General features: G+C 70.3%; 18 protein-coding genes. 4 read left to right on the top strand and 14 right to left on the bottom strand.

Translation table 11 applies throughout. The annotated features are described in order from the left end of the window. Window positions 1-272: 272 nt before the first annotated feature. Window positions 273-989 (top strand): SCO3374 family protein, encoded by a 717-nt coding sequence (locus OID54_RS21630; protein ID WP_329021815.1) that lies wholly within the window; start codon window positions 273-275, stop codon window positions 987-989. 12 nt (window positions 990-1,001) lie between these two features. Here the strand turns inward: OID54_RS21630 and OID54_RS21625 are convergent, their stop codons facing one another. The 10 genes from OID54_RS21625 to OID54_RS21580 all read right to left on the bottom strand — a co-directional run bounded on the left by OID54_RS21625 (window position 1,002) and on the right by OID54_RS21580 (window position 9,506). After that, a complete protein-coding gene (locus OID54_RS21625) occupies window positions 1,002-1,337 on the bottom strand; it encodes a histone-like nucleoid-structuring protein Lsr2 (RefSeq protein WP_329021813.1) in 336 nt (111 codons plus the stop codon). Between the two features lie 143 nt (window positions 1,338-1,480). Then, window positions 1,481-2,002 (bottom strand): amino-acid N-acetyltransferase, encoded by a 522-nt coding sequence (locus OID54_RS21620; protein WP_329021812.1) that lies wholly within the window; start codon window positions 2,000-2,002, stop codon window positions 1,481-1,483. A 9-nt stretch (window positions 2,003-2,011) separates the two neighbouring features. Continuing rightward, window positions 2,012-2,584, bottom strand: a complete 573-nt coding sequence (locus tag OID54_RS21615; RefSeq protein ID WP_443055657.1) for a BlaI/MecI/CopY family transcriptional regulator — start codon at window positions 2,582-2,584, stop codon at window positions 2,012-2,014. Window positions 2,585-2,731: 147 nt separating this feature from the next. Further along, entirely contained in the window at window positions 2,732-2,905 is a 174-nt protein-coding gene (locus OID54_RS21610) for a hypothetical protein (RefSeq protein ID WP_329021810.1), read from the bottom strand. Between the two features lie 14 nt (window positions 2,906-2,919). Continuing rightward, window positions 2,920-3,513 (bottom strand): hypothetical protein, encoded by a 594-nt coding sequence (locus tag OID54_RS21605; protein WP_329027692.1) that lies wholly within the window; start codon window positions 3,511-3,513, stop codon window positions 2,920-2,922. A 291-nt stretch (window positions 3,514-3,804) separates the two neighbouring features. Further along, window positions 3,805-4,605: a type III pantothenate kinase gene (locus tag OID54_RS21600; RefSeq protein ID WP_329021808.1), complete on the bottom strand. Its 801-nt coding sequence runs from the start codon at window positions 4,603-4,605 to the stop codon at window positions 3,805-3,807. Continuing rightward, window positions 4,605-5,624 (bottom strand): carboxylating nicotinate-nucleotide diphosphorylase, encoded by a 1,020-nt coding sequence (gene nadC, locus OID54_RS21595; RefSeq protein ID WP_329021807.1) that lies wholly within the window; start codon window positions 5,622-5,624, stop codon window positions 4,605-4,607. Before nadC ends, OID54_RS21600 begins: the two co-directional genes overlap by 1 nt. After that, entirely contained in the window at window positions 5,621-7,426 is a 1,806-nt protein-coding gene (locus OID54_RS21590; RefSeq protein ID WP_329021805.1) for an L-aspartate oxidase, read from the bottom strand. Before OID54_RS21590 ends, nadC begins: the two co-directional genes overlap by 4 nt. Then, the gene (gene panC / locus OID54_RS21585; protein ID WP_329021803.1) at window positions 7,423-8,526 is read right to left on the bottom strand and encodes a pantoate--beta-alanine ligase; all 1,104 of its coding nucleotides are present in this window, start codon (window positions 8,524-8,526) and stop codon (window positions 7,423-7,425) included. The genes OID54_RS21590 and panC overlap by 4 nt, the downstream gene beginning before the upstream one ends. A 41-nt stretch (window positions 8,527-8,567) precedes the next feature. Further along, entirely contained in the window at window positions 8,568-9,506 is a 939-nt protein-coding gene (locus OID54_RS21580) for a Rossmann-like and DUF2520 domain-containing protein (RefSeq protein ID WP_329021801.1), read from the bottom strand. A 139-nt stretch (window positions 9,507-9,645) separates the two neighbouring features. On the opposite strand from OID54_RS21580, the gene OID54_RS21575 reads away from it, so the two are divergent. Further along, on the top strand, window positions 9,646-10,791 hold the full coding sequence (locus OID54_RS21575) for a threonine aldolase family protein (RefSeq protein WP_329021798.1): 1,146 nt from the start codon (window positions 9,646-9,648) through the stop codon (window positions 10,789-10,791). Window positions 10,792-10,818: 27 nt separating this feature from the next. On the opposite strand, the gene OID54_RS21570 is transcribed toward OID54_RS21575, so the two are convergent. From OID54_RS21570 to OID54_RS21560, 3 genes are all read right to left on the bottom strand, one after another. Further along, complete coding sequence (locus OID54_RS21570) at window positions 10,819-11,421, bottom strand: ATP-binding protein (protein WP_329021795.1); 603 nt, start codon at window positions 11,419-11,421, stop codon at window positions 10,819-10,821. 62 nt (window positions 11,422-11,483) lie between these two features. Continuing rightward, window positions 11,484-12,188, bottom strand: coding sequence for a response regulator transcription factor (locus OID54_RS21565; protein ID WP_329021793.1), 705 nt, complete (start codon window positions 12,186-12,188; stop codon window positions 11,484-11,486). A 138-nt stretch (window positions 12,189-12,326) separates the two neighbouring features. After that, window positions 12,327-13,523 (bottom strand): sensor histidine kinase, encoded by a 1,197-nt coding sequence (locus OID54_RS21560; RefSeq protein ID WP_329021791.1) that lies wholly within the window; start codon window positions 13,521-13,523, stop codon window positions 12,327-12,329. A gap of 96 nt (window positions 13,524-13,619) precedes the next feature. On the opposite strand from OID54_RS21560, the gene OID54_RS21555 reads away from it, so the two are divergent. Both OID54_RS21555 and OID54_RS21550 read left to right on the top strand, forming a co-directional pair. Continuing rightward, a complete protein-coding gene (locus OID54_RS21555; RefSeq protein ID WP_329021790.1) occupies window positions 13,620-14,594 on the top strand; it encodes an SAM-dependent methyltransferase in 975 nt (324 codons plus the stop codon). 255 nt (window positions 14,595-14,849) lie between these two features. Beyond that, complete coding sequence (locus OID54_RS21550) at window positions 14,850-15,992, top strand: NADH-quinone oxidoreductase subunit D (protein ID WP_329021788.1); 1,143 nt, start codon at window positions 14,850-14,852, stop codon at window positions 15,990-15,992. Window positions 15,993-16,322: 330 nt separating this feature from the next. Here OID54_RS21550 and OID54_RS21545 read toward each other — a convergent pair whose 3' ends face one another. Continuing rightward, entirely contained in the window at window positions 16,323-17,603 is a 1,281-nt protein-coding gene (locus OID54_RS21545; RefSeq protein WP_329021786.1) for a hypothetical protein, read from the bottom strand. Window positions 17,604-17,655: the final 52 nt, after the last annotated feature.

The raw sequence follows: 17,655 nt of genomic DNA, 5'->3' as shown, positions 1-17,655 counted from the left end.
GCGAGACGATGTTCCCGCAGGCCAGGCAGTTACCCTCTCCATCACTACGCCGATGGCGAACGTAAGCGCTCCCTGCGAGCGTGTCGCCCCTTCCCACTAGGGATGTCTTACCCGTAAGCACTGACAGTCCATGCGGCGCACACCGGTTCCCTCCGCTACGGGCGAACAACCGCGTGCGCTCGAATGCCCCCGAACACCCCCATCTGCGACACTCTGAGCAATGCATTGCGCACTCTGCGTAACTCCTACGGCGGATCGAGAGTTCCCGGGACATGACTTTCACCGTTCCGGGGCCCCGCTCCCCCCGCGAGGCCGTCGCATCGCCGCCCGAAAGGGAAGTGGCATGGGCGCGCTGGTACGAAACGGAACTGGGCTGGGCGACAACCACCGACCCGAGCGACCCAGAAGTCACAGGCGACCCAAATGCCTCGCATTGCCACGTCGCGCATTGCCGCGGGGGCCATCGGTCTTCCCGCGTATGGCTACGGACCGGGGTGCGTTTCGACGTACTGCAATTTCCGGCGGCAGCGGGAACGGCGGTGCTCGACCAGATGCAGCTGAACGGGCCCGTGGCACTCTCCGGGCCGGCGGGGGACCGAATGCAACTACTGGTGGCCGCGGGGAGCGCTGAGGAGCTTCCAGGGCTGCTCGACTGGCTGGAATGGGGCGGGATCACCTTGGATCTGACCGCCGTCGGTGCGGGCGGACGCCTGAGCGCCCCACCCCCACCAGGCAGGACCGGCTCTCGGGAGGCCGCCGTCTGGCTGCGGCCCCCCGTGCCGGGGTGTGAGGTGGAACCGACACTTCCGGCCCTGAACCCGCTAGGGCGCGGGACCGAAACAGGTCGGGGCGGGGGCCCCGATCTCGTCCGTCTCCTCGATGCGGTCGCCTCCGAGTGCCACCGCATCCGTTTGCTCGGTACGAATATGCGCACGGCCGCGGGAACGAGCGCGTACGAATACGCGGCCTGCGAATACCTGGCCGATTAAGACGGCTGCTACTCAGCCGTTGGCCTTCTCGTACGCCTCACGGACCGTGGCGGGGACTCGACCGCGGTCGTTCACCTCGTAGCCGTTCGCCTTGGCCCACGCGCGGATTTCCGCGGTGTCCTTGTTCCCACTCGCCGCCGCACGGCCCTTACCCCGACCCGAAGCAGCGCGGCCACCCGTGCGCCGCCCGCTCTTGGCATACGGGTCAAGCAACCCGCGGAGCTTGTCCGCATTGGCGGTGGTGAGGTCGATCTCGTAGGTCTTGCCATCGAGAGCGAACGTCACGGTCTCGTCCGCCTCGCCGCCGTCGAGGTCGTCGACAAGAAGGACCTGAACCTTCTGTGCCACCGGATTTCCTTTCATCGAAAATGCAGTACGCGGAAAGGAAACCGCTTTTCCCTGGAAAACACAAACCCTTGGCAGAGGTTCAGATCCTCAAGAAGACGGGAAACATGCGCGATTCGGACATAGAGCTCCCAGGCAAGTGGTGATCACAGGTGCAGAAGCATCCGGCTGTTGCCCAAGGTGTTCGGCTTCACGCGTTCGAGCCCGAGGAACTCGGCTACACCCTCGTCATAGGAACGCAGCAGCTCGGCGTAGACATCTCCGGCGACCGGCGTCTCGCCGATCTCGACGAAGCCGTGCTTGCTGAAGAAGTCGACTTCGAAGGTCAGGCAGAAAACCCGGCGAACCCCCAGCCAGCGCGCTGTGTGCAGCAGTTTGTCGAGCACCTGATGGCCGATGCCTGTGCCCTTGAAGAGAGGATCGACCGCAAGTGTGCGTACTTCTGCGAGGTCTTCCCACATGACGTGGAGAGCGCCGCAGCCGACGACAGTACCGTCTTCGTCCCGTTCTGCAACCCAGAACTCCTGGATGGCTTCGTAAAGAGTCACTGTCGCTTTGTCGAGCAGGATGCCTTCACTCACGTACGGATCCAGCAGTCGGCGGACCGCACCCACATCGCCGGTCCTGGCGCGTCTGACGGTGATGGCATTTGCCGCTGCATTAGACATGCATCGACGCTATCGCCCCGAGGATGTCCGGCCGTCGGCGGGATGGTCGCCGTGAACTGCGTCTTGGTCGAGAAGGGGACCCTCACCAGGAACTGCGTCTTCGGCGAGATCCGGGTCAACAACGGCCGGAACTTCGCCTTCGACCAAATCGGAGTCGCCCCTACGAACAGCGCCTTCGGCTTCGGCTTCGGCTTCGGCTTCGGGGGATGCAACCCCTTCTTCAGTCGAGTCGCCTTCTTCGGCCGCGTTCGGGACCGGTTCACCCCCGACCATGCGGACGGCTGCTTGCAGCGCCTCACGCTGTTCGGGCGACATCATGCCGAAGAAGGCCACGAGTGCGGCGGCAGGGTTGTCGCTCTTGGACCACGCCTCGTTCATCAAGGCCGCCGAGTACGCGGCCCGAGTCGAGACGGCCGTATATCGATAGGCACGGCCTTCGACTTCCCTGCGGACCCAGCCCTTCTGATGGAGATTGTCCATTACCGTCATGACGGTCGTGTAGGCGATGGAGCGGTCCTGTTGGAGGTCTTCCAGGACTTCCCGGACGGTGACCGGCCGGTTCCATTGCCAGACCCGTGTCATGACGGCATCTTCGAGCTCTCCCAATTGGCGGGGCACATTCCCACCATAGTGGGAGAAGTTGGAATGCTCGGTAATGACGTAACAAAAAGGACGTACGACTCAAACTGAGTGTGTCGTACGTCCTGCGCCCCAGGTATTGCTCCTGAGTCAGCTATCCCCGCCGCCCTGACGGGCCGCTTCCGCGCGGGCGATCGTGGCATCCACGATCGCGTCTTCCTTGGACTTGTTCGGACCGCCCTGACTCTTGACGATCGTCACGATCAGGGCGGTGAAGAGAGCGGCCATCACCACGGGAGGCACCAGGGCGGATACGTAGTCCATGCCTCCCAGAGTAGCTACCCCGCGGCGCGCTCCTCCGGTGGGGGCGCAGGGCGACGGCGCGGCGGAAAGACCTCGGAGGGCTTGGGCACCGGGCGCTCGCCGGGAGCGGGCTCCTCGGGCCTGGTCGGAGCCGGCCTCGGCTGGGGGCGCGGCTCCGGCTTCGCATCCGGATCGCGTTCGTCCGCCGCCCGGCCGCCAGGCAGCGCCAGCAACCGCGCACGCGGGGCGGGAGCGGTCCACCGGCCGAGCCTGGCCCGTACGGACTGCTCGGCCAGCAACTGGCAGCGTTCAAGGACGGCCGCTGCGACCGGATTGCCGCGCAACGCCCTTAGGGCCGCGAGGTCGTCCGGACAGGGGTCGTAGCCGGCGGCGAGGGCGTCCTGGAGCAGTTCCAGATAGCCGGTCAGCGAGCCGGGGAGCGCTGCGCGGTAGCGAGTCAGGTCGGCGAGGAGGAAGGCGTGCAGCCGCCCGGCCTCGAACACCGCCTCGTCGACGGATTCCGCCAGGCGCAGGCAGTCCCGGATGTCCTCGTCGGGCAGGGAGGTGGGATGGAGGGCGACGGCGAGGGCGCGTCGGAGCACACGCAGCTCGTCTGCGCTGAAGGCCATGCCGCCGCGGGAACCGTATGGCGTGGGCATGAGGTGACGATACGTGCGAACAAGTGGAAATCAACCCAATACGGGCGCTTGGGCGCGGCGCACCCGGTTGCGGTGGCGAGCCCCCGGACAGGCACCGCCGAGGCGCCACGCATCGGGCGCCTCCACCGCTTCTCAGCGCCGGCGACCGTCCCGAGGAGGGCCACTTCGGGTGGACGTGCCGTCAGGGCTCCACCGGCCCCCTGCGCGCGCCGGCCGGGCCGCTCCGAGCGGCTGGCTCGGGCGACCCGAGGCCGGATGCGGTCACATGCGGGAGACGTTCCGCTCATAGACCAGGCGCAGGCCGATCAGCGTCAGCCAGGGCTCGTGCTCATCGATCTCTGAGGACTCTCCCAGCACCATGGATGCCAGCCCGCCCGTCGCGATGACGGTGACGTCGTCCGGGTCCGCGGCGGCCAGTTCGGTCTTCATCCGGCGGACCACACCGTCCACCTGGCCGGCGAATCCGTAGACGATGCCGGACTGCATGGCCTCGACCGTGTTCTTGCCGATCACGCTCCTCGGCCGGGCCAGTTCGATCTTGCGCAGCTGGGCGCCCTTGACGCCCAGTGCCTCCACCGAGATCTCGATGCCCGGGGCGATGACCCCACCGACGTACTCGCCGCGCGTGCTCACCGCGTCGAACGTCGTCGCCGTACCGAAGTCGACGACGATGGCCGGGCCCCCGTAGAGGTCGACCGCGGCCAGTGCGTTGATGATGCGGTCCGCGCCGACCTCCTTGGGGTTGTCCATGAGGATCGGCACGCCGGTCTTGATGCCCGGCTCGACGAGCACCGCGGGCACGTCGCCGTAGTAGCGCCTGGTCACCTCGCGCAGTTCGTGCAGGACCGAGGGGACCGTGGAGCAGATCGCGATGCCCTCGATGCCGTCGCCCAACTCGACGCCGAGCAGGGGGTGCATCCCCATCAGCCCCTGGAGGATGACGGCGAGTTCATCGGCGGTGCGTCGGGCGTCGGTGGAGATCCGCCAGTGCTCGACGATCTCGTCGCCGTCGAAGAGTCCGAGGACCGTGTGGGTGTTGCCGACGTCGATCGTGAGCAGCATCAGACTTCAGCCTCGCGTAGGTCGAGTCCGATGTCGAGGATCGGAGCGGAGTGGGTCAACGCGCCCACGGCGAGGTAGTCGACGCCGGTGTCGGCGTAGGCGCGGGCGTTCGCGAGGGTCAGTCGGCCCGACGATTCGAGGACCGCCCGGCCGTCGGTCAGCGCCACCGCCTCCTCGGTCTCGGCGGGAGTGAAGTTGTCCAGCAGGATCAGATCGGCGCCCGCGTCGAGCACCTCGCGGACCTGGTGGACCGTGTCGACCTCGACCTCGATCGGGAGATCGGGATAGGCGTCCCGGACGGCCTTGAAGGCATCGGCCACCCCGCCGGCCGCCACCACGTGGTTGTCCTTGACCAGGGCAGCGTCCGAGAGGGACATCCGGTGGTTGACGCCGCCGCCGCAGCGGACCGCGTACTTCTCCAGGGCGCGCAGCCCAGGGGTGGTCTTGCGGGTGTCGCGGACCTTCGCCTTCGTCCCTTCCAGGGCGTCCGCCCAGGCGCGGGTCGCGGTCGCGACGCCGGAGAGGCGGCACAAGATGTTCAGTGCGCTGCGCTCGCCGGTCAGCAGATCCCGGGTGCTGCCGGTGACGGAGAGCAGTTTCTGCCCTGCGACGACCCGGTCGCCGTCGTCGACATGGCGCTCCACGGCAAACTCATGGGTCGCCGCGACCGACAGCACGGCCTCGGCGATCTGGAGTCCGGCCACCGTGCCCGCCTCACGGGCGGTGAAGTCGGCGGTGGCCACGGCCTCCTCGGGGACGGTTGCGACGCTGGTCACGTCCACACCGCCGTCGAGGTCCTCGCTGAGCGCGAGATAGGCGATGTCCTCGATCTGTACGGGGTCGAGACCGGCCTCGGCGAGCAGCGCGGCCAGCGCGGGGTCAAGACCGCACTCGTACTCCTCGTCGTCGCCCTGGGCGCAGCCGCAGGAGTCCCCGCAGCCACCGCCTTCGGGCTCGGCGGCGCCGATCTGGATCAGCGGTACGTCCACGGGGAGTGGACGTTCTTCGGGCGTGCTCACGGCTGGTGCTCCCTGGGGACGTGGGGGACGGTCGGCGGTTCGGGTGGGGAGACGGGGTCGGCCCGGTGTTCGGGGAGTGGGTCGAGGGCCGTCGCGGGGAAGGCGGTGTGCTCGGTGCGGGTGACCACCAGCGAGCGGTCGGGGGCGATCCGCACGATCAGATGGCGGTGCCACTCCTGGTCGTCGCGGTCGGGGCGGTCCTCGCGCCAGTGACAGCCGCGGGTCTCCTCGCGCTGAAGCGCGGCGGCCGTGAGCACCCGGGCGACACAGAGCAGGTTTGAGGTCTCCCAGGAGTCGACGCCGGGCTCTGCATGTTTGGCGTGCCGGGCGTGCTGGGCGCTGTCGCTGCTGACCGCGCTCGTGTGCACGGCCTCCAGGGCCGCCGCTGCTTCCCGCAGACTCTCCTCGGAGCGCAGCACCCCCGCGCCGAGCGACATGATCCGCTGGATCGCGGGGCGGGTGTCGGGGTCGATCAACGGCAGCACGGACGGTGTGCCCGGTGGGTGGGGAACGCCGGCCGTGAGGGTGCCGGCCGAGGACCTGCGTGCGATGTCCGCCGCAATGCGCTCGGCGAAGACGAGGCCCTCCAACAGGGAGTTGGACGCGAGCCGGTTGGCGCCGTGGACACCGGTGCAGGCGACTTCGCCGCACGCCCAGAGTCCGGGGACCGTGGTGCGGCCGTGGAGGTCGGTGCGGACGCCACCGGAGGCGTAGTGGGCGGCGGGGGCGACCGGGACCGGTTCGGTGACCGGGTCGATGCCGTGGACACGGCAGGCCGCGAGGATCGTGGGGAAGCGGTGCTCCCACATCCGGGCCCCGAAGTGGCGGGCGTCCAGGTACATATGGTCCGCGCCCTGCTCGCGCATCCGGCGCATGATGGCCTTGGCCACCACGTCCCGGGGCGCCAGTTCCGCCAGTTCGTGCTGGCCGAGCATGAAGCGGACGCCGTCGGCGTCGACGAGGTGTGCGCCCTCTCCGCGTACCGCCTCGGAGACCAGGGGCTGCTGGCCCTCGGAGTCCGTACCGAGGAAGAGCACGGTCGGATGGAACTGCACGAACTCCAGGTCGGACACCTCGGCGCCGGCACGCAGTGCGAGGGCCACACCGTCGCCGGTGGAGACCGCGGGGTTGGTCGTGGCGGAGAAGACCTGGCCCATGCCGCCGGTGGCGAGGACGACGGCGGGGGCGTGGACCGCTCCGACGCCGTCGTGCTGCCCCTCACCCATCACATGGAGGGTGACTCCCGCGGTACGGCCTTCGGCGTCGGTCAGGAGGTCGAGCACCAGGGCGTTCTCGATGGTGCTCAGACAGGCTGAGCGGGCGGCTTCCACCAGGGCGCGGGAGATCTCGGCGCCGGTGGCATCGCCGCCTGCGTGGGCGATGCGGCGACGGTGGTGGCCGCCCTCCCTGGTCAGCTCTATCTCGCCGGCGGCGGAGGTGTCGAAGACGGCACCGGTGGCGATCAGTCGGTGCACCGCCGCCGGGCCCTCGGTCACCAGGGCCCGGACCGCCTCCTCGTCGCAGAGGCCGGCGCCGGCGACCAAGGTGTCGTCGAGGTGCTGTTCGGGGGTGTCGCCCTCGCCGAGCGCGGCGGCTATGCCGCCCTGGGCCCAGCGGGTGGAGCCATCGTCCAGACGGGCCTTGGTGACGACGACCGTGGACAGGCCCGCAGCGGCGCAACGCAGGGCCGCGGTGAGCCCGGCGACCCCGGAGCCGACGACGACGACGTCGGCGGCGATGGACCAGCCGGGGGCGGGGGCGTTGAGCCGTATGCCCGGGCCGTGCGGGTGGGGCGTGCTCACGAGGTGGCTCCGAACCTGAGGCGGGTGTTGTCGATCAGGCGGGTCGCACCGACCTTCGCGGCGACGGCGAGGATCGCCTCCCCCTCGAAGTCGTCGGGGACCTCGGTGAAGGTGGCCGGATCGACGAGCGCCAGATAGTCGAGGACCAGGGGCGGGTTGGCCCGTGCGGCGTCGTCGAGCACCGTACGGGCTGCGGCGCGCACGGCGTCGGCACCGGCCGGTGCGGCCTGGGCCACGGCGGCGGCATCCGCTGCGGCTCGGGCCTCGCCGAGTGCGGACAGGGCGGCGGCGCGGGCCAGGTTCCCCGGCGTGGCTTCGGCCCGGGCGAGCAGCGCCTGCTGTGCGGCCTGACGGTCCTGGGCGGCGAACAGGGCGCGGGAGAGGGCCAGCGCGGTGCCCCGCTCGGCAGCCGAGAGGTAGCGATTGCGGCTGGAGCGGGCGATCCCGTCCTCCTCGCGCACGGTGTCCACCCCGACGATCTCGACCGGAAGGTTGAGATCGCGGACCATCCGTCGGATCAGGGCAAGCTGTTGGGCGTCCTTCTGCCCGAAGAACGCCAGGTCGGGGCGGGTGAGATGGAGCAGCTTGGCGACGACGGTGAGCATCCCGTCGAAGTGGCCGGGGCGACTGGCTCCTTCGAGGCGCTCCCCCATGGGGCCGGCGGTGACCTTCACCATGGGTTCGCCGTCGGGGTAGATCTCCGCCACGGACGGGGCGAAGACGATGTCGGCGCCCGCCGTCTCCGCGACGGTCAGATCGGAGTCGAGGGTGCGCGGGTAGCGATCGAGGTCCTCACCCGCGCCGAACTGGAGCGGGTTGACGAAGACGGTGACCGTGACGAAGCCCTTGGTGCCCACCCGCTCGCGTGCCGCACGGATCAGCGCGGCGTGCCCCTCATGGAGGGCGCCCATCGTCATGACGACGGCCGTGTGGCCGGGCGCGGCCAGGTGTTCGAGGACGTACCCCAGGTCATCGAGGGTCGGGACCAGCTCGAAACCGGCGGGGCGCGAGGTGATGGAGCCCAGTGGACGGGTGCGCTCCGGGACCGGTGCAGCGACGGCGGCCGGTTCGACGGGAGGCCGGTCGGACTGGCCGCTCATCCCACCCGCCTCACCCGTCCCACGCGTCTCATGGGGGTCGTTCACGGGCGCTCGCCGCCCGCGGGCTGACCGCCGTCTGCCAGTACGCCGAGGAGGTCCTCGGCCAGCTCGGGTTTGAGCAGGCCGTGGGCGAGCGCTCGGTCCGCGGTGGTGCGCGCCATCGCCAGATAGCCCGCGACGGTGGCGGGGGCGTGTTTGCGCAGTTCCGCCACGTGGACGGCGACGGTCCCCGCATCACCGCGGGCAACGGGTCCGGTGAGCGCGGCGTCCCCCGAGCGCAGGGCGTTGTCCAGGGCCGCTCCGAGCAGGGGGCCGAGCATCCGGTCGGGCGCCGCCACTCCTGCCGTGCGCAGCAGCTCCATCGCCTGGGCGACCAGCGTGACCAGGTGGTTCGCCCCGAGGGAGAGGGCCGCGTGGTAGAGCGGGCGGGACTGCTCGTCGACCCACTCGGGCTCTCCGCCCATCTCGATGACCAGCGCCTCGGCGGCGAGCCGCAGCTCGACCGGGGCGGTGACCCCGAAGGAGCATCCGGCCAGTCGCTGCACATCGACACTGGTGCCGGTGAACGTCATCGCAGGGTGGAGGGCGAGGGGCAGTGCGCCGGCCCGGGTCGCGGGCGCGAGCACCTGCACACCGAATCGCCCGGAGGTGTGCACCAGCAGTTGACCGGGGCGGACCGCCCCGGTGTCGACGAGCCCCTCGACCAGACCGGTCAGCGCATCGTCGGGGACGGTCAGCAGGACCAACTCGGCGCGGGCGAGCACCTCGGCGGGCGGGACGATCGGAACGTCCGGCAGCAGGACGGCGGCCCGGCGGACGGAGGCTTCGGAGACGGCCGAGACAGCGACGGGACGGTGTCCGGCGAGCTGGAGCGAGGCGGCCAGGGCCGGTCCGACCCGGCCGGCTCCGACGACGCCGACGGTCAGACGGGCGGGCCTGTCCCGGGGGTCGAGTGGCTCTTGGGGGGCTGTGGCATTCACGCGGTGCAGACCTTCCGTTCCAGTCCGCGGCGGGTACCGGACGATGTCCCGTCATGCTACGCCAGCACCACTTGCCCCCCGATGGTTGTCCACAGGCTGTGTGCGGCGCCACTCCGGCCCTCTCGGGGATGATCGTCGGATGGCGGAGACGAGCGGACCGGACAACAAGCAGCGTCGGCGGGCGGCATGGCGGGCTTCACACCGAAAGCTGTGGCAGCCGCCCACAGAGGATCGCATCGGGGAGCGCTTGGCGGCCCTCGCCGCGGACGCTGAACACGTGTACGACCTGGACGAGTGGGCCGATCTCTACGGGGACGGAGTGGTCGAGGCGGTGGAGGAGCGGACTGCCGCCCTCCTGGGGTTCCCGGCCGCCGCGTTCTTCCCGACGGGGACGATGGCCCAGCAGATCGCGCTGCGCTGTTGGGCGGGGCGCACGGGCAACAACACGGTCGCGCTCCATCCACTGGCGCATCCGGAGGTCCATGAGCGGAATGCGTTCAGCGTGGTGAGCGGCTTGCGCACGGTCCATCCCGTACGGGAGCCGAGATTGCCGACGGCGGATGAGGTACGGGACTTCGAGGAGCCCTTCGGCACTCTGATGGTGGAGCTACCCCTGCGGGAGCCGGGATTCCTCCTGCCGTCCTGGGACGAATTGGTGGCGGTGGTGGAGGCGGCACGGGAACGCGATGCAGTGGTGCACTTCGACGGCGCACGGCTGTGGGAGTGCGCCCCGCACTTCGGTCGCTCCCTGGCGGAGATCGCCTCCCTCGCCGACAGCGTGTACGTCTCGTTCTACAAGTCGCTCCGGGGGCTGTCGGGCGCCGCACTGGCCGGTCCGACCGATGTCATCGCCGAGGCCCGGGCCTGGCGGCACCGCTACGGCGGCCAGTTGTTCCAGCAGTACCCGGCGGCGCTGTCGGCCCTGCTCGGCATGGAGCGGGAGCTTCCGCGGCTGCCCTCGTATGTGGCCCATGCGAAGACGGTGGCGGCAGCGCTGCACGAGGCGTTGCGGGATTCACGGGTGCCCTGGTTCCGGATCGTTCCCGAGGTGCCCCACACCCACCAGTTCCATGTCTGGTTGCCCTATGAGCCCGACCGGCTGGAGAAGGCCGCGACGGAGCAGGCGGAGAGTACGGGCGTCACGCTATTCCGTGTCTGGTGGGCCCCGGAGGGAGCGCCTCCAGGGACTTCGATCACAGAACTGACGGTGGCCGAACCCGGCCTGACATGGACGGCACAGGACGTACGGGCAGCGGTCGACGAGTTCCTCAGCCGACTGGCCTGACGGAGTTCGTGATGGCGAGGTGGGCGGTCAGCCCAGGCGGATGTGCCGGATGCCCGTCCATGCCTTGCGCAGTCGATGGGTGAGCGGCCCATCGGTGTTGGGCCGCAGCCGCAGCCCCACGCGCTCGGCGATGAGATCGGCGACCTGCGGGACGCTCACCCGGTCGGTGTGGACGTGCTCGGCGAAGAGCGGCCCGCCGAGTCGGTCGAGGCAGTGGTCCAGCTTGCTCACGGCGAAGCTCTCGCGCTTGAGGCCGGTCCCCAGCCCCCGTTCCCGCAGCCGGCGCAGTACGGTCGCCCGCTCGGCGAGGAGTGCGAAGTGGTGGACGTCGTGCCCCGCCGCCCGCAGCCGCCCCACGGTCTCCTCGAAGTACGCCGGCTCCGCCACCGTCATCGGTGCGATGAGTACCCCCGGATGGGAGCGCAGGGAGACGTCCAGCGCTTCGAAGACCCCTGACCGCCAGGCCCTGAGGTCCTGGAAGTCGCCGCGTACCGCGGGCGGCATCATCCCGTGCAGACCAAATCCGACCCGCTCGGGATCACAGACGAAACTGCCCGGCAACCTGCGGTGGATCTCGTACGCCGTCTGGGTCTTGCCACCGCCGAAAGGGCCGTTGATCCATAGCAACATGGAATCGACCCTAAGGACGGCGGCCGTCACCGGTGGGCGCCGGTCGGGAACTGACGGTCAGTTCAGTGCGCCCCGCCGCCCGCGCGCACCAATCCCGTCTCATAGGCGAGCACCACCACCTGCACCCGGTCGCGGAGGTTCAGCTTGGTGAGGATGCGTCCGACGTGGGTCTTGACCGTCGCCTCCGACAGCACCAGCCGGGCCGCGATCTCACCGTTGGACAGCCCTTGGGCGACGAGGAGCATCACCTCGCGCTCGCGCTCGGTGAGCCGGTCCACGTCCTTGTTCTTGGGCTCGCCCACACTGCTGGGCAGCATCGGTGAGAACCGGTCCAGCAGTCGCCTGGTGGTGGAGGGCGCCACGACCGCATCGCCGCTGTGGACCGAGCGGATCGCCGCCAGCAGTTCACCAGGCGGTACGTCCTTGAGCATGAAGCCGCTGGCCCCGGCCTTGAGCCCGGAGAAGGCGTACTCGTCCAGGTCGAACGTGGTCAGGATCAACACCTTGGGCGGGTCGGGCTGGGCACAGATGCGCCGCGTGGCCTCGACCCCGTCCAGACGCGGCATCCGCACGTCCATCAGCACCACGTCCACGGCCGTCGACCGCAAAACCTCGATCGCCTCGGCGCCGTCGCCGGCCTCGGCGACCACCTCCATGTCCGGCTGGGCGGCGAGCACCATCCGAAAGCCGGTGCGCAGCAGCACCTGATCGTCGACGAGCATGACTCTTACGTGCGTTGCGGGCGGTCCGGCTGTGGCATCAGTCATACCGCCAGAGTACGTAGGTCACGCGGCAGGGGCGTCAGTGCGGGCGAGGGCCCCGGCTCCACGCAGGGGCACCGACCGCAGCACGGCCCGGGCCCGCGCGCTCCCGGTGCGACGAACGCTCGACGGGCCCGGTGCGGACTACGCGGTCTTCAGCGGCAGCAGGGCGCTGATCCTGAAGCCACCGCCGGGCCGTGGGCCGGCGTCCAGCGTTCCGCCGACCATGCCAATGCGCTCCCGCATCCCGATGAGCCCGTGCCCCTGGCCGTCCGCGCCGCCGTCCTCGTAGAGCTCGTGCGCCGAGCCGCGACCGTCGTCCTCGACCAGCAGCCCGAGACCGTCGTCGAAGTAGACGAGCCGCACGCTCGCGCCGACCTCCGGGCCGGCGTGCTTGCGCGTATTGGTGAGGGCTTCCTGGACGATGCGGTACGCGGTCAGTTCGACGCCGCTGGGCAGCGGACGAGGTGTCCCCTCGATCCTGAAGTCCACCGTCAGTCCTGCCCGGCGCACCTGCTCGACCAGGTCCTCGATCTGCTGGACGTCGGGCTGCGGAACGTACTCGCCGCTCTCCGGGTCATCGCCCGTGCGCAGCACGCCGAGCAGCCGCCGCATCTCGGCGAGCGCCTGCCGGCCGGTGGTGGAGATCGTCTCCAGCGCCTGTTTGGCCTGGTCGGGTGCGGCGTCGAGGACATAGGCGGCGCCGTCGGCCTGCACGACCATCACCGAGACGTTGTGGGCCACCACATCGTGCAACTCGCGGGCGATCCTGGCCCGCTCGGCCGCCACCGCGACCTTGGCCTGCGCCTCCCGCTCCCGTTCCAGCCGGGTGGCGCGCTCCTCCAGTTCGGCGAAGTAGGCACGGCGGGTGCGTATGGAGTCGCCCAGCACCCAGGCGAGCGCGAACGGCACCGCCAGGAAGATCACCAAGAAGACCTGCTGCGTCGTCGTGACCTCGGGACTCGGCCAACGCAACTGGGCGAGGGGCGCGGCGACGAGGCCGCCGGCGAGTGCGAGGCGGGAGGCCCAGCGGGAGCGGTCGCGCGCCGCGACGGTGTAGATGATCACCAACATCGCGAAGTCGGCCGTATTGACCGGAACGTCCAGGATCAGCTGTGCGACACCGGTGACCGCCCCGAGCACCAGCATCTGCTCCGGCCTACGGCGGCGCAGCGCGAGAACCAGGCTCAGCGCCACACCCACCAGGAGCGCGGCCCAGGTGGGTCCCGTCTCGTCGGCGCCCCCCCACACCCACAGCACGGTGAACCCGAAGAGGACGATGCCCCAGAAGGCGTCGACGCCCGTCGGGTGTCTGCGGATGAACTCATAAACACGCTGCACGTAACCCAGAGTAGGGAACCCTGACAGCCGACGGGGTCAACCGCCAGAGCGATCCGAACAGCGGAGGCGTACTCCGCAAGGTGGAGACTTGCCGTTGTGACGGACGAGACGTGTGAATGGCAGGGCTGGCGGGAAGCAACGGAAGCCGCTCTGTACGGGCCCGGCGGCTTCTACCTCCGGCCCGAGGGGCCGGCAGGACACTTCCGTACTTCGGTGCACGCCTCCCCCCTCTTCGCCGCGGCCGTCGCCCGGCTGTTCCGGGAGACGGCCGCGGAACTGGGCCCCGGTGCGGGGGACCCCATGATCGTGGACATGGGTGCGGGTCGGGGCGAGCTGTTGACGGGAGTGCTGGCGGCCCTCCCCGACGACTTTCCGGTACGGGCGTACGCCGTGGAGCGGGCCTCGCGGCCGGCGGGGCTCGACGCCCGGATCGAGTGGACGCACCGGCCGCCTGAGGGGGTCCGGGGGCTGCTGTTCGCCAACGAGTGGCTGGACAACGTGCCCGTGGACGTGGCTGAGGCGGACGAGGACGGGGTGGTGCGACAGGTGCTCGTCGCCGCCGACGGCACGGAACGCCTCGGTCCACCGGTGGCAGGGGCGGACGCCGAATGGCTGGCGCGCTGGTGGCCGCTGACGGAGCCGGGAGCTCGCGCGGAGATCGGTCGACCGCGGGATGCGGCGTGGGCACGGGCGGTGGCGACGCTGGACGAGGGCTTGGCCGTGGCGGTGGACTACGCGCACTCGGCGGCGGCCCGTCCGCTGTTCGGCACGCTGGCCGGGTTCCGCGGAGGCAGGGAGGTGCGACCGGTGCCGGACGGGAGCTGTGATCTCACCGCGCACGTGGCCCTGGACGCCTGCGCACTGCCCGGGGCGGTGCTGGCCACCCAGCGCGAGGCCCTGCGCGGGTTGGGGGTGGCGCCCGAGCGTCCGCCGATCGCCCGGGCGACCAGCGATCCGACGGGATACCTGCGCGCGCTGTCCGAGGCGTCCGAGGCGGCTGAGCTGCTGCTGCCGGGCGGGCTCGGTGACTTCGTCTGGCTCAAGCAGCCGGTGCGGCCGAACAGCGGCTGAGGGGGGTCCGCACCTGCGGTTGGATGTCATGTCCCGTGGGCCGCTACCGCCGTGCGGGTCCGCTGACGGCGGGGGCGGCTCCCTGGGCAGGACACAAGAACCGGCCTCCTCCGGGACCGCCGGGTCGGGGGCGAGCGGGTGGTTCGCGGCTCTGGCCGAGGAGCGGGAGCCGCATCAGCAGTCGGCCGGTCCGTGGGACCGGGCTCCGACAGCGCCGCATTCAGGCGGATGGAGGGATGGGGGGATACTGACCCCATGACGGAGACCACCCTCGGAATCGGCGGAGCCGCAGAGAGCACCGACATGGTGCTGAACATCGGCCCGCAGCACCCTTCCACGCACGGCGTCCTCCGCCTTCGTATCGTCCTGGACGGCGAGGTCATCCGGCACGCCGAACCCGTCATCGGCTATATGCACCGGGGTGCCGAAAAACTCTTCGAGGCCCGCGACTACCGCCAGATCGCGATGCTCGCCAACCGCCATGACTGGCTCTCGGCGTTCTCCAACGAGTTGGGCGTGGTGATGGCCGTCGAGCGGATGCTGGGCATGGAGGTCCCCGAGCGGGCCGTGTGGACCCGTACGCTCCTCGCCGAGTTGAACCGGGTACTCAACCATCTGATGTTCCTCGGCTCGTACCCGCTGGAACTCGGCGGCATCACCCCCGTCTTCCACGCCTTCCGCGAGCGGGAGGAACTCCAGAGCGTCATGGAGGAGATCTCCGGCGGGCGGATGCACTACATGTTCAACCGGGTGGGCGGGCTGAAGGAGGACCTCCCCGCCGGCTGGACCGGGCGGGTGCGCCATGCGGTGGCCGATGTCCGATCCCGGATGGACGTGTACGACCGGCTGGTGCTCGGCAACGAGATCTTCCGCGGACGGACCCGGGACGTGGGCGTGCTGTCCGCCGCCGCGGTGCACGGCTACGGGGTCAGCGGCCCCATCGCCCGGGCGTCGGGAGTGGACTTCGACCTCCGCCGCGACGAGCCCTATCTGGCCTACGGCGAGCTCCAAGACACCCTCAAGGTGGTCACCCGGTCCGAGGGCGACTGCCTGGCACGGTTCGAGGTGCTGTTGGACCAGACGCACAACGCTCTGGACCTGGCGGACGCCTGTCTCGACCGCATCGCCCAACTGCCGCCGGGACCGATCAACCAGCGGCTGCCCAAGGTGCTGAAGGCGCCCGAGGGCCACACCTACGCCTGGACCGAGAACCCGCTCGGTATCAACGGCTACTACCTGGTCTCCAAGGGCGAGAAGACGCCCTACCGCTTGAAGCTTCGCTCGGCCTCGTACAACAACATCCAGGTGCTCACCGAACTGCTACCGGGAACGCTGGTCGCGGACATGGTGTCCATCCTCGGGTCGCTGTTCTTCGTCGTGGGCGACATCGACAAGTAGGGCTCGAAGGCGCGGGCGACGACGAGCGTCCGTGCAGGGGGTTCGTCGAAGGTCGTTCGTCGAAGGGCCGGGGCGGCGGGGCGTACCGAGGAGCGGCGTCGACCCGTCGAACCGGGGTCATGGTGTGGGGCCGGGCTCGGGAAGCCGGCTGCATGCATCGTGTACGCCCCTGGCCGCCCGACCCGCGCTCGCTCGCTCGCTCGGGGACAGCAGCGACGGCCCGTTGTTGGAACGCGTTGCGGTCCGGAGGTCGGCAGACCGTTCCCCCGCACACCACACCCGGCGCTGAGCGGGACGCGTCCCATGCGGGGGCGCGCGCTGGCGCTGGGCCTACGAGCTGACCGCCTTGCGGAGCTTGCCCACCGGCACCCGCTCCTGCTGCGGCTCCTCATGTGCGGCCAGATCGATGACGTCGCCCACCGCCCGCGCCGGGTCGGCACGCTGAGCGGCCAAGGTCTCTTCGCCGACCACATCGGCGAGGTCCGCCTGTTGTACGTCGTCCAGGACTCCGGACTCGGCGACGCCACGGCGGTCCGCACCACGGCCAGGGGGCGTCGTGGCAGACGCAGTCTGCTGAGGCAGGGTCAGGGAGAGCGCGGCGGGGCCGGATCGAGACCCGTCCGCCACTGGCGGTACGGCGGCGGTGCTGCCCGGCTCGGTCTCCGTGGGCGGTGCTCCCTCCCGCTGGGACGGAACCGTACCGCCCGCCCGCTGGGCGCCGAAGAAGTTGAACCCGCTCTCGGGTCGGGGTTCGGGAAGACGACGCGGCCCGTACGGCGTGACAGCCTTCGCACCGGAAGCGCGTCGGGCAGGGACAATAGCCGGACGACTGTGCTCCGCTTCCATCTCGGCCACAGGCTCCTGCGGTGGACCGTCCGTCTCGTCGACGATCTCGACCGGCTCGTCCTCGACCGGCTCGTCGGCCTCGGGCGAGCCGTCGTCAGAGGCGGCGTCCGGGTGCTCTTCCGCCACCACCTCAGGTGCATCGGTCGCCTCCGCCACCTCCGCGGGCGGCTCCGTGGCGTCCTGAACGCCCGCTTCGGCCGCCTGCCGCTGCGCCGTGGCACTGTCGGTGAGCTCCTCCAGGGCCTTGCGGGCGCGCAGGAAGACATCGGCGGTGGGCGCGGACCCGATCTGGGCGAGACCCTTGGGCATCGCCACCTCGATCGTGAGCTGTCGACGCTCTTCCAGCGCTCCGGCCCGTTCGGTCTCGGCGGTGGCATACCGCCGCAACAACGCGGCGTGCTCGCCCCGGAGTGCCGCGAGCTCCACCCGCTTGGCGCGCAGCTTCGCGTCAAGCTTGGCGCGAAGTTCGCGCGAATCCTCGACGTCCGTCTCCAACTCGGCTATGCGCTCTTCGGACTGCCAGGCGTCATGAGCTCGGGCGCGGGTGAGGTCGGCCACCTGACGGCCGGCTTCACGGTCCCACAGACGCATCATCACCGCGCCAGTGCCGGCCGCCGCTGCGGCAGCCGCGACCAGGGTCCGCAGCATCACGGGATCCACCAACGTCCACGAGCCGACGGCACAGAGCGCCGACGCTCCGGCGACCGCGACCGGCGGCAGCATCCTGTGCAGGGGCGGGGAATGGCGGTGGCGTCCACGTGGCATGGCCAGAAATTTACCGTGCGTAGACGTCAAAGGGGATGGTGGGTACTCAATT

Origin of the sequence: Streptomyces sp. NBC_00690 (genome assembly GCF_036226685.1) — a bacterium.
Taxonomy (GTDB): domain Bacteria; phylum Actinomycetota; class Actinomycetes; order Streptomycetales; family Streptomycetaceae; genus Streptomyces.
This window is presented reverse-complemented; position numbering and strand designations above follow the sequence as displayed.

Coding starts and splice junctions, on each gene's coding strand:
- OID54_RS21630 (WP_329021815.1), top strand. CDS start 273: ATGACTTTCACCGTTCCGGGGCCCCGCTCCCCCCGCGAGGCCGTCGCA.
- OID54_RS21620 (WP_329021812.1), bottom strand. CDS start 2,002: ATGTCTAATGCAGCGGCAAATGCCATCACCGTCAGACGCGCCAGGACC.
- OID54_RS21615 (WP_443055657.1), bottom strand. CDS start 2,584: ATGACACGGGTCTGGCAATGGAACCGGCCGGTCACCGTCCGGGAAGTC.
- OID54_RS21610 (WP_329021810.1), bottom strand. CDS start 2,905: ATGGACTACGTATCCGCCCTGGTGCCTCCCGTGGTGATGGCCGCTCTC.
- OID54_RS21605 (WP_329027692.1), bottom strand. CDS start 3,513: ATGGCCTTCAGCGCAGACGAGCTGCGTGTGCTCCGACGCGCCCTCGCC.
- OID54_RS21600 (WP_329021808.1), bottom strand. CDS start 4,605: ATGCTGCTCACGATCGACGTCGGCAACACCCACACGGTCCTCGGACTC.
- panC (WP_329021803.1), bottom strand. CDS start 8,526: ATGAGCGGCCAGTCCGACCGGCCTCCCGTCGAACCGGCCGCCGTCGCT.
- OID54_RS21575 (WP_329021798.1), top strand. CDS start 9,646: ATGGCGGAGACGAGCGGACCGGACAACAAGCAGCGTCGGCGGGCGGCA.
- OID54_RS21570 (WP_329021795.1), bottom strand. CDS start 11,421: ATGTTGCTATGGATCAACGGCCCTTTCGGCGGTGGCAAGACCCAGACG.
- OID54_RS21565 (WP_329021793.1), bottom strand. CDS start 12,188: ATGACTGATGCCACAGCCGGACCGCCCGCAACGCACGTAAGAGTCATG.
- OID54_RS21550 (WP_329021788.1), top strand. CDS start 14,850: ATGACGGAGACCACCCTCGGAATCGGCGGAGCCGCAGAGAGCACCGAC.
- OID54_RS21545 (WP_329021786.1), bottom strand. CDS start 17,603: ATGCCACGTGGACGCCACCGCCATTCCCCGCCCCTGCACAGGATGCTG.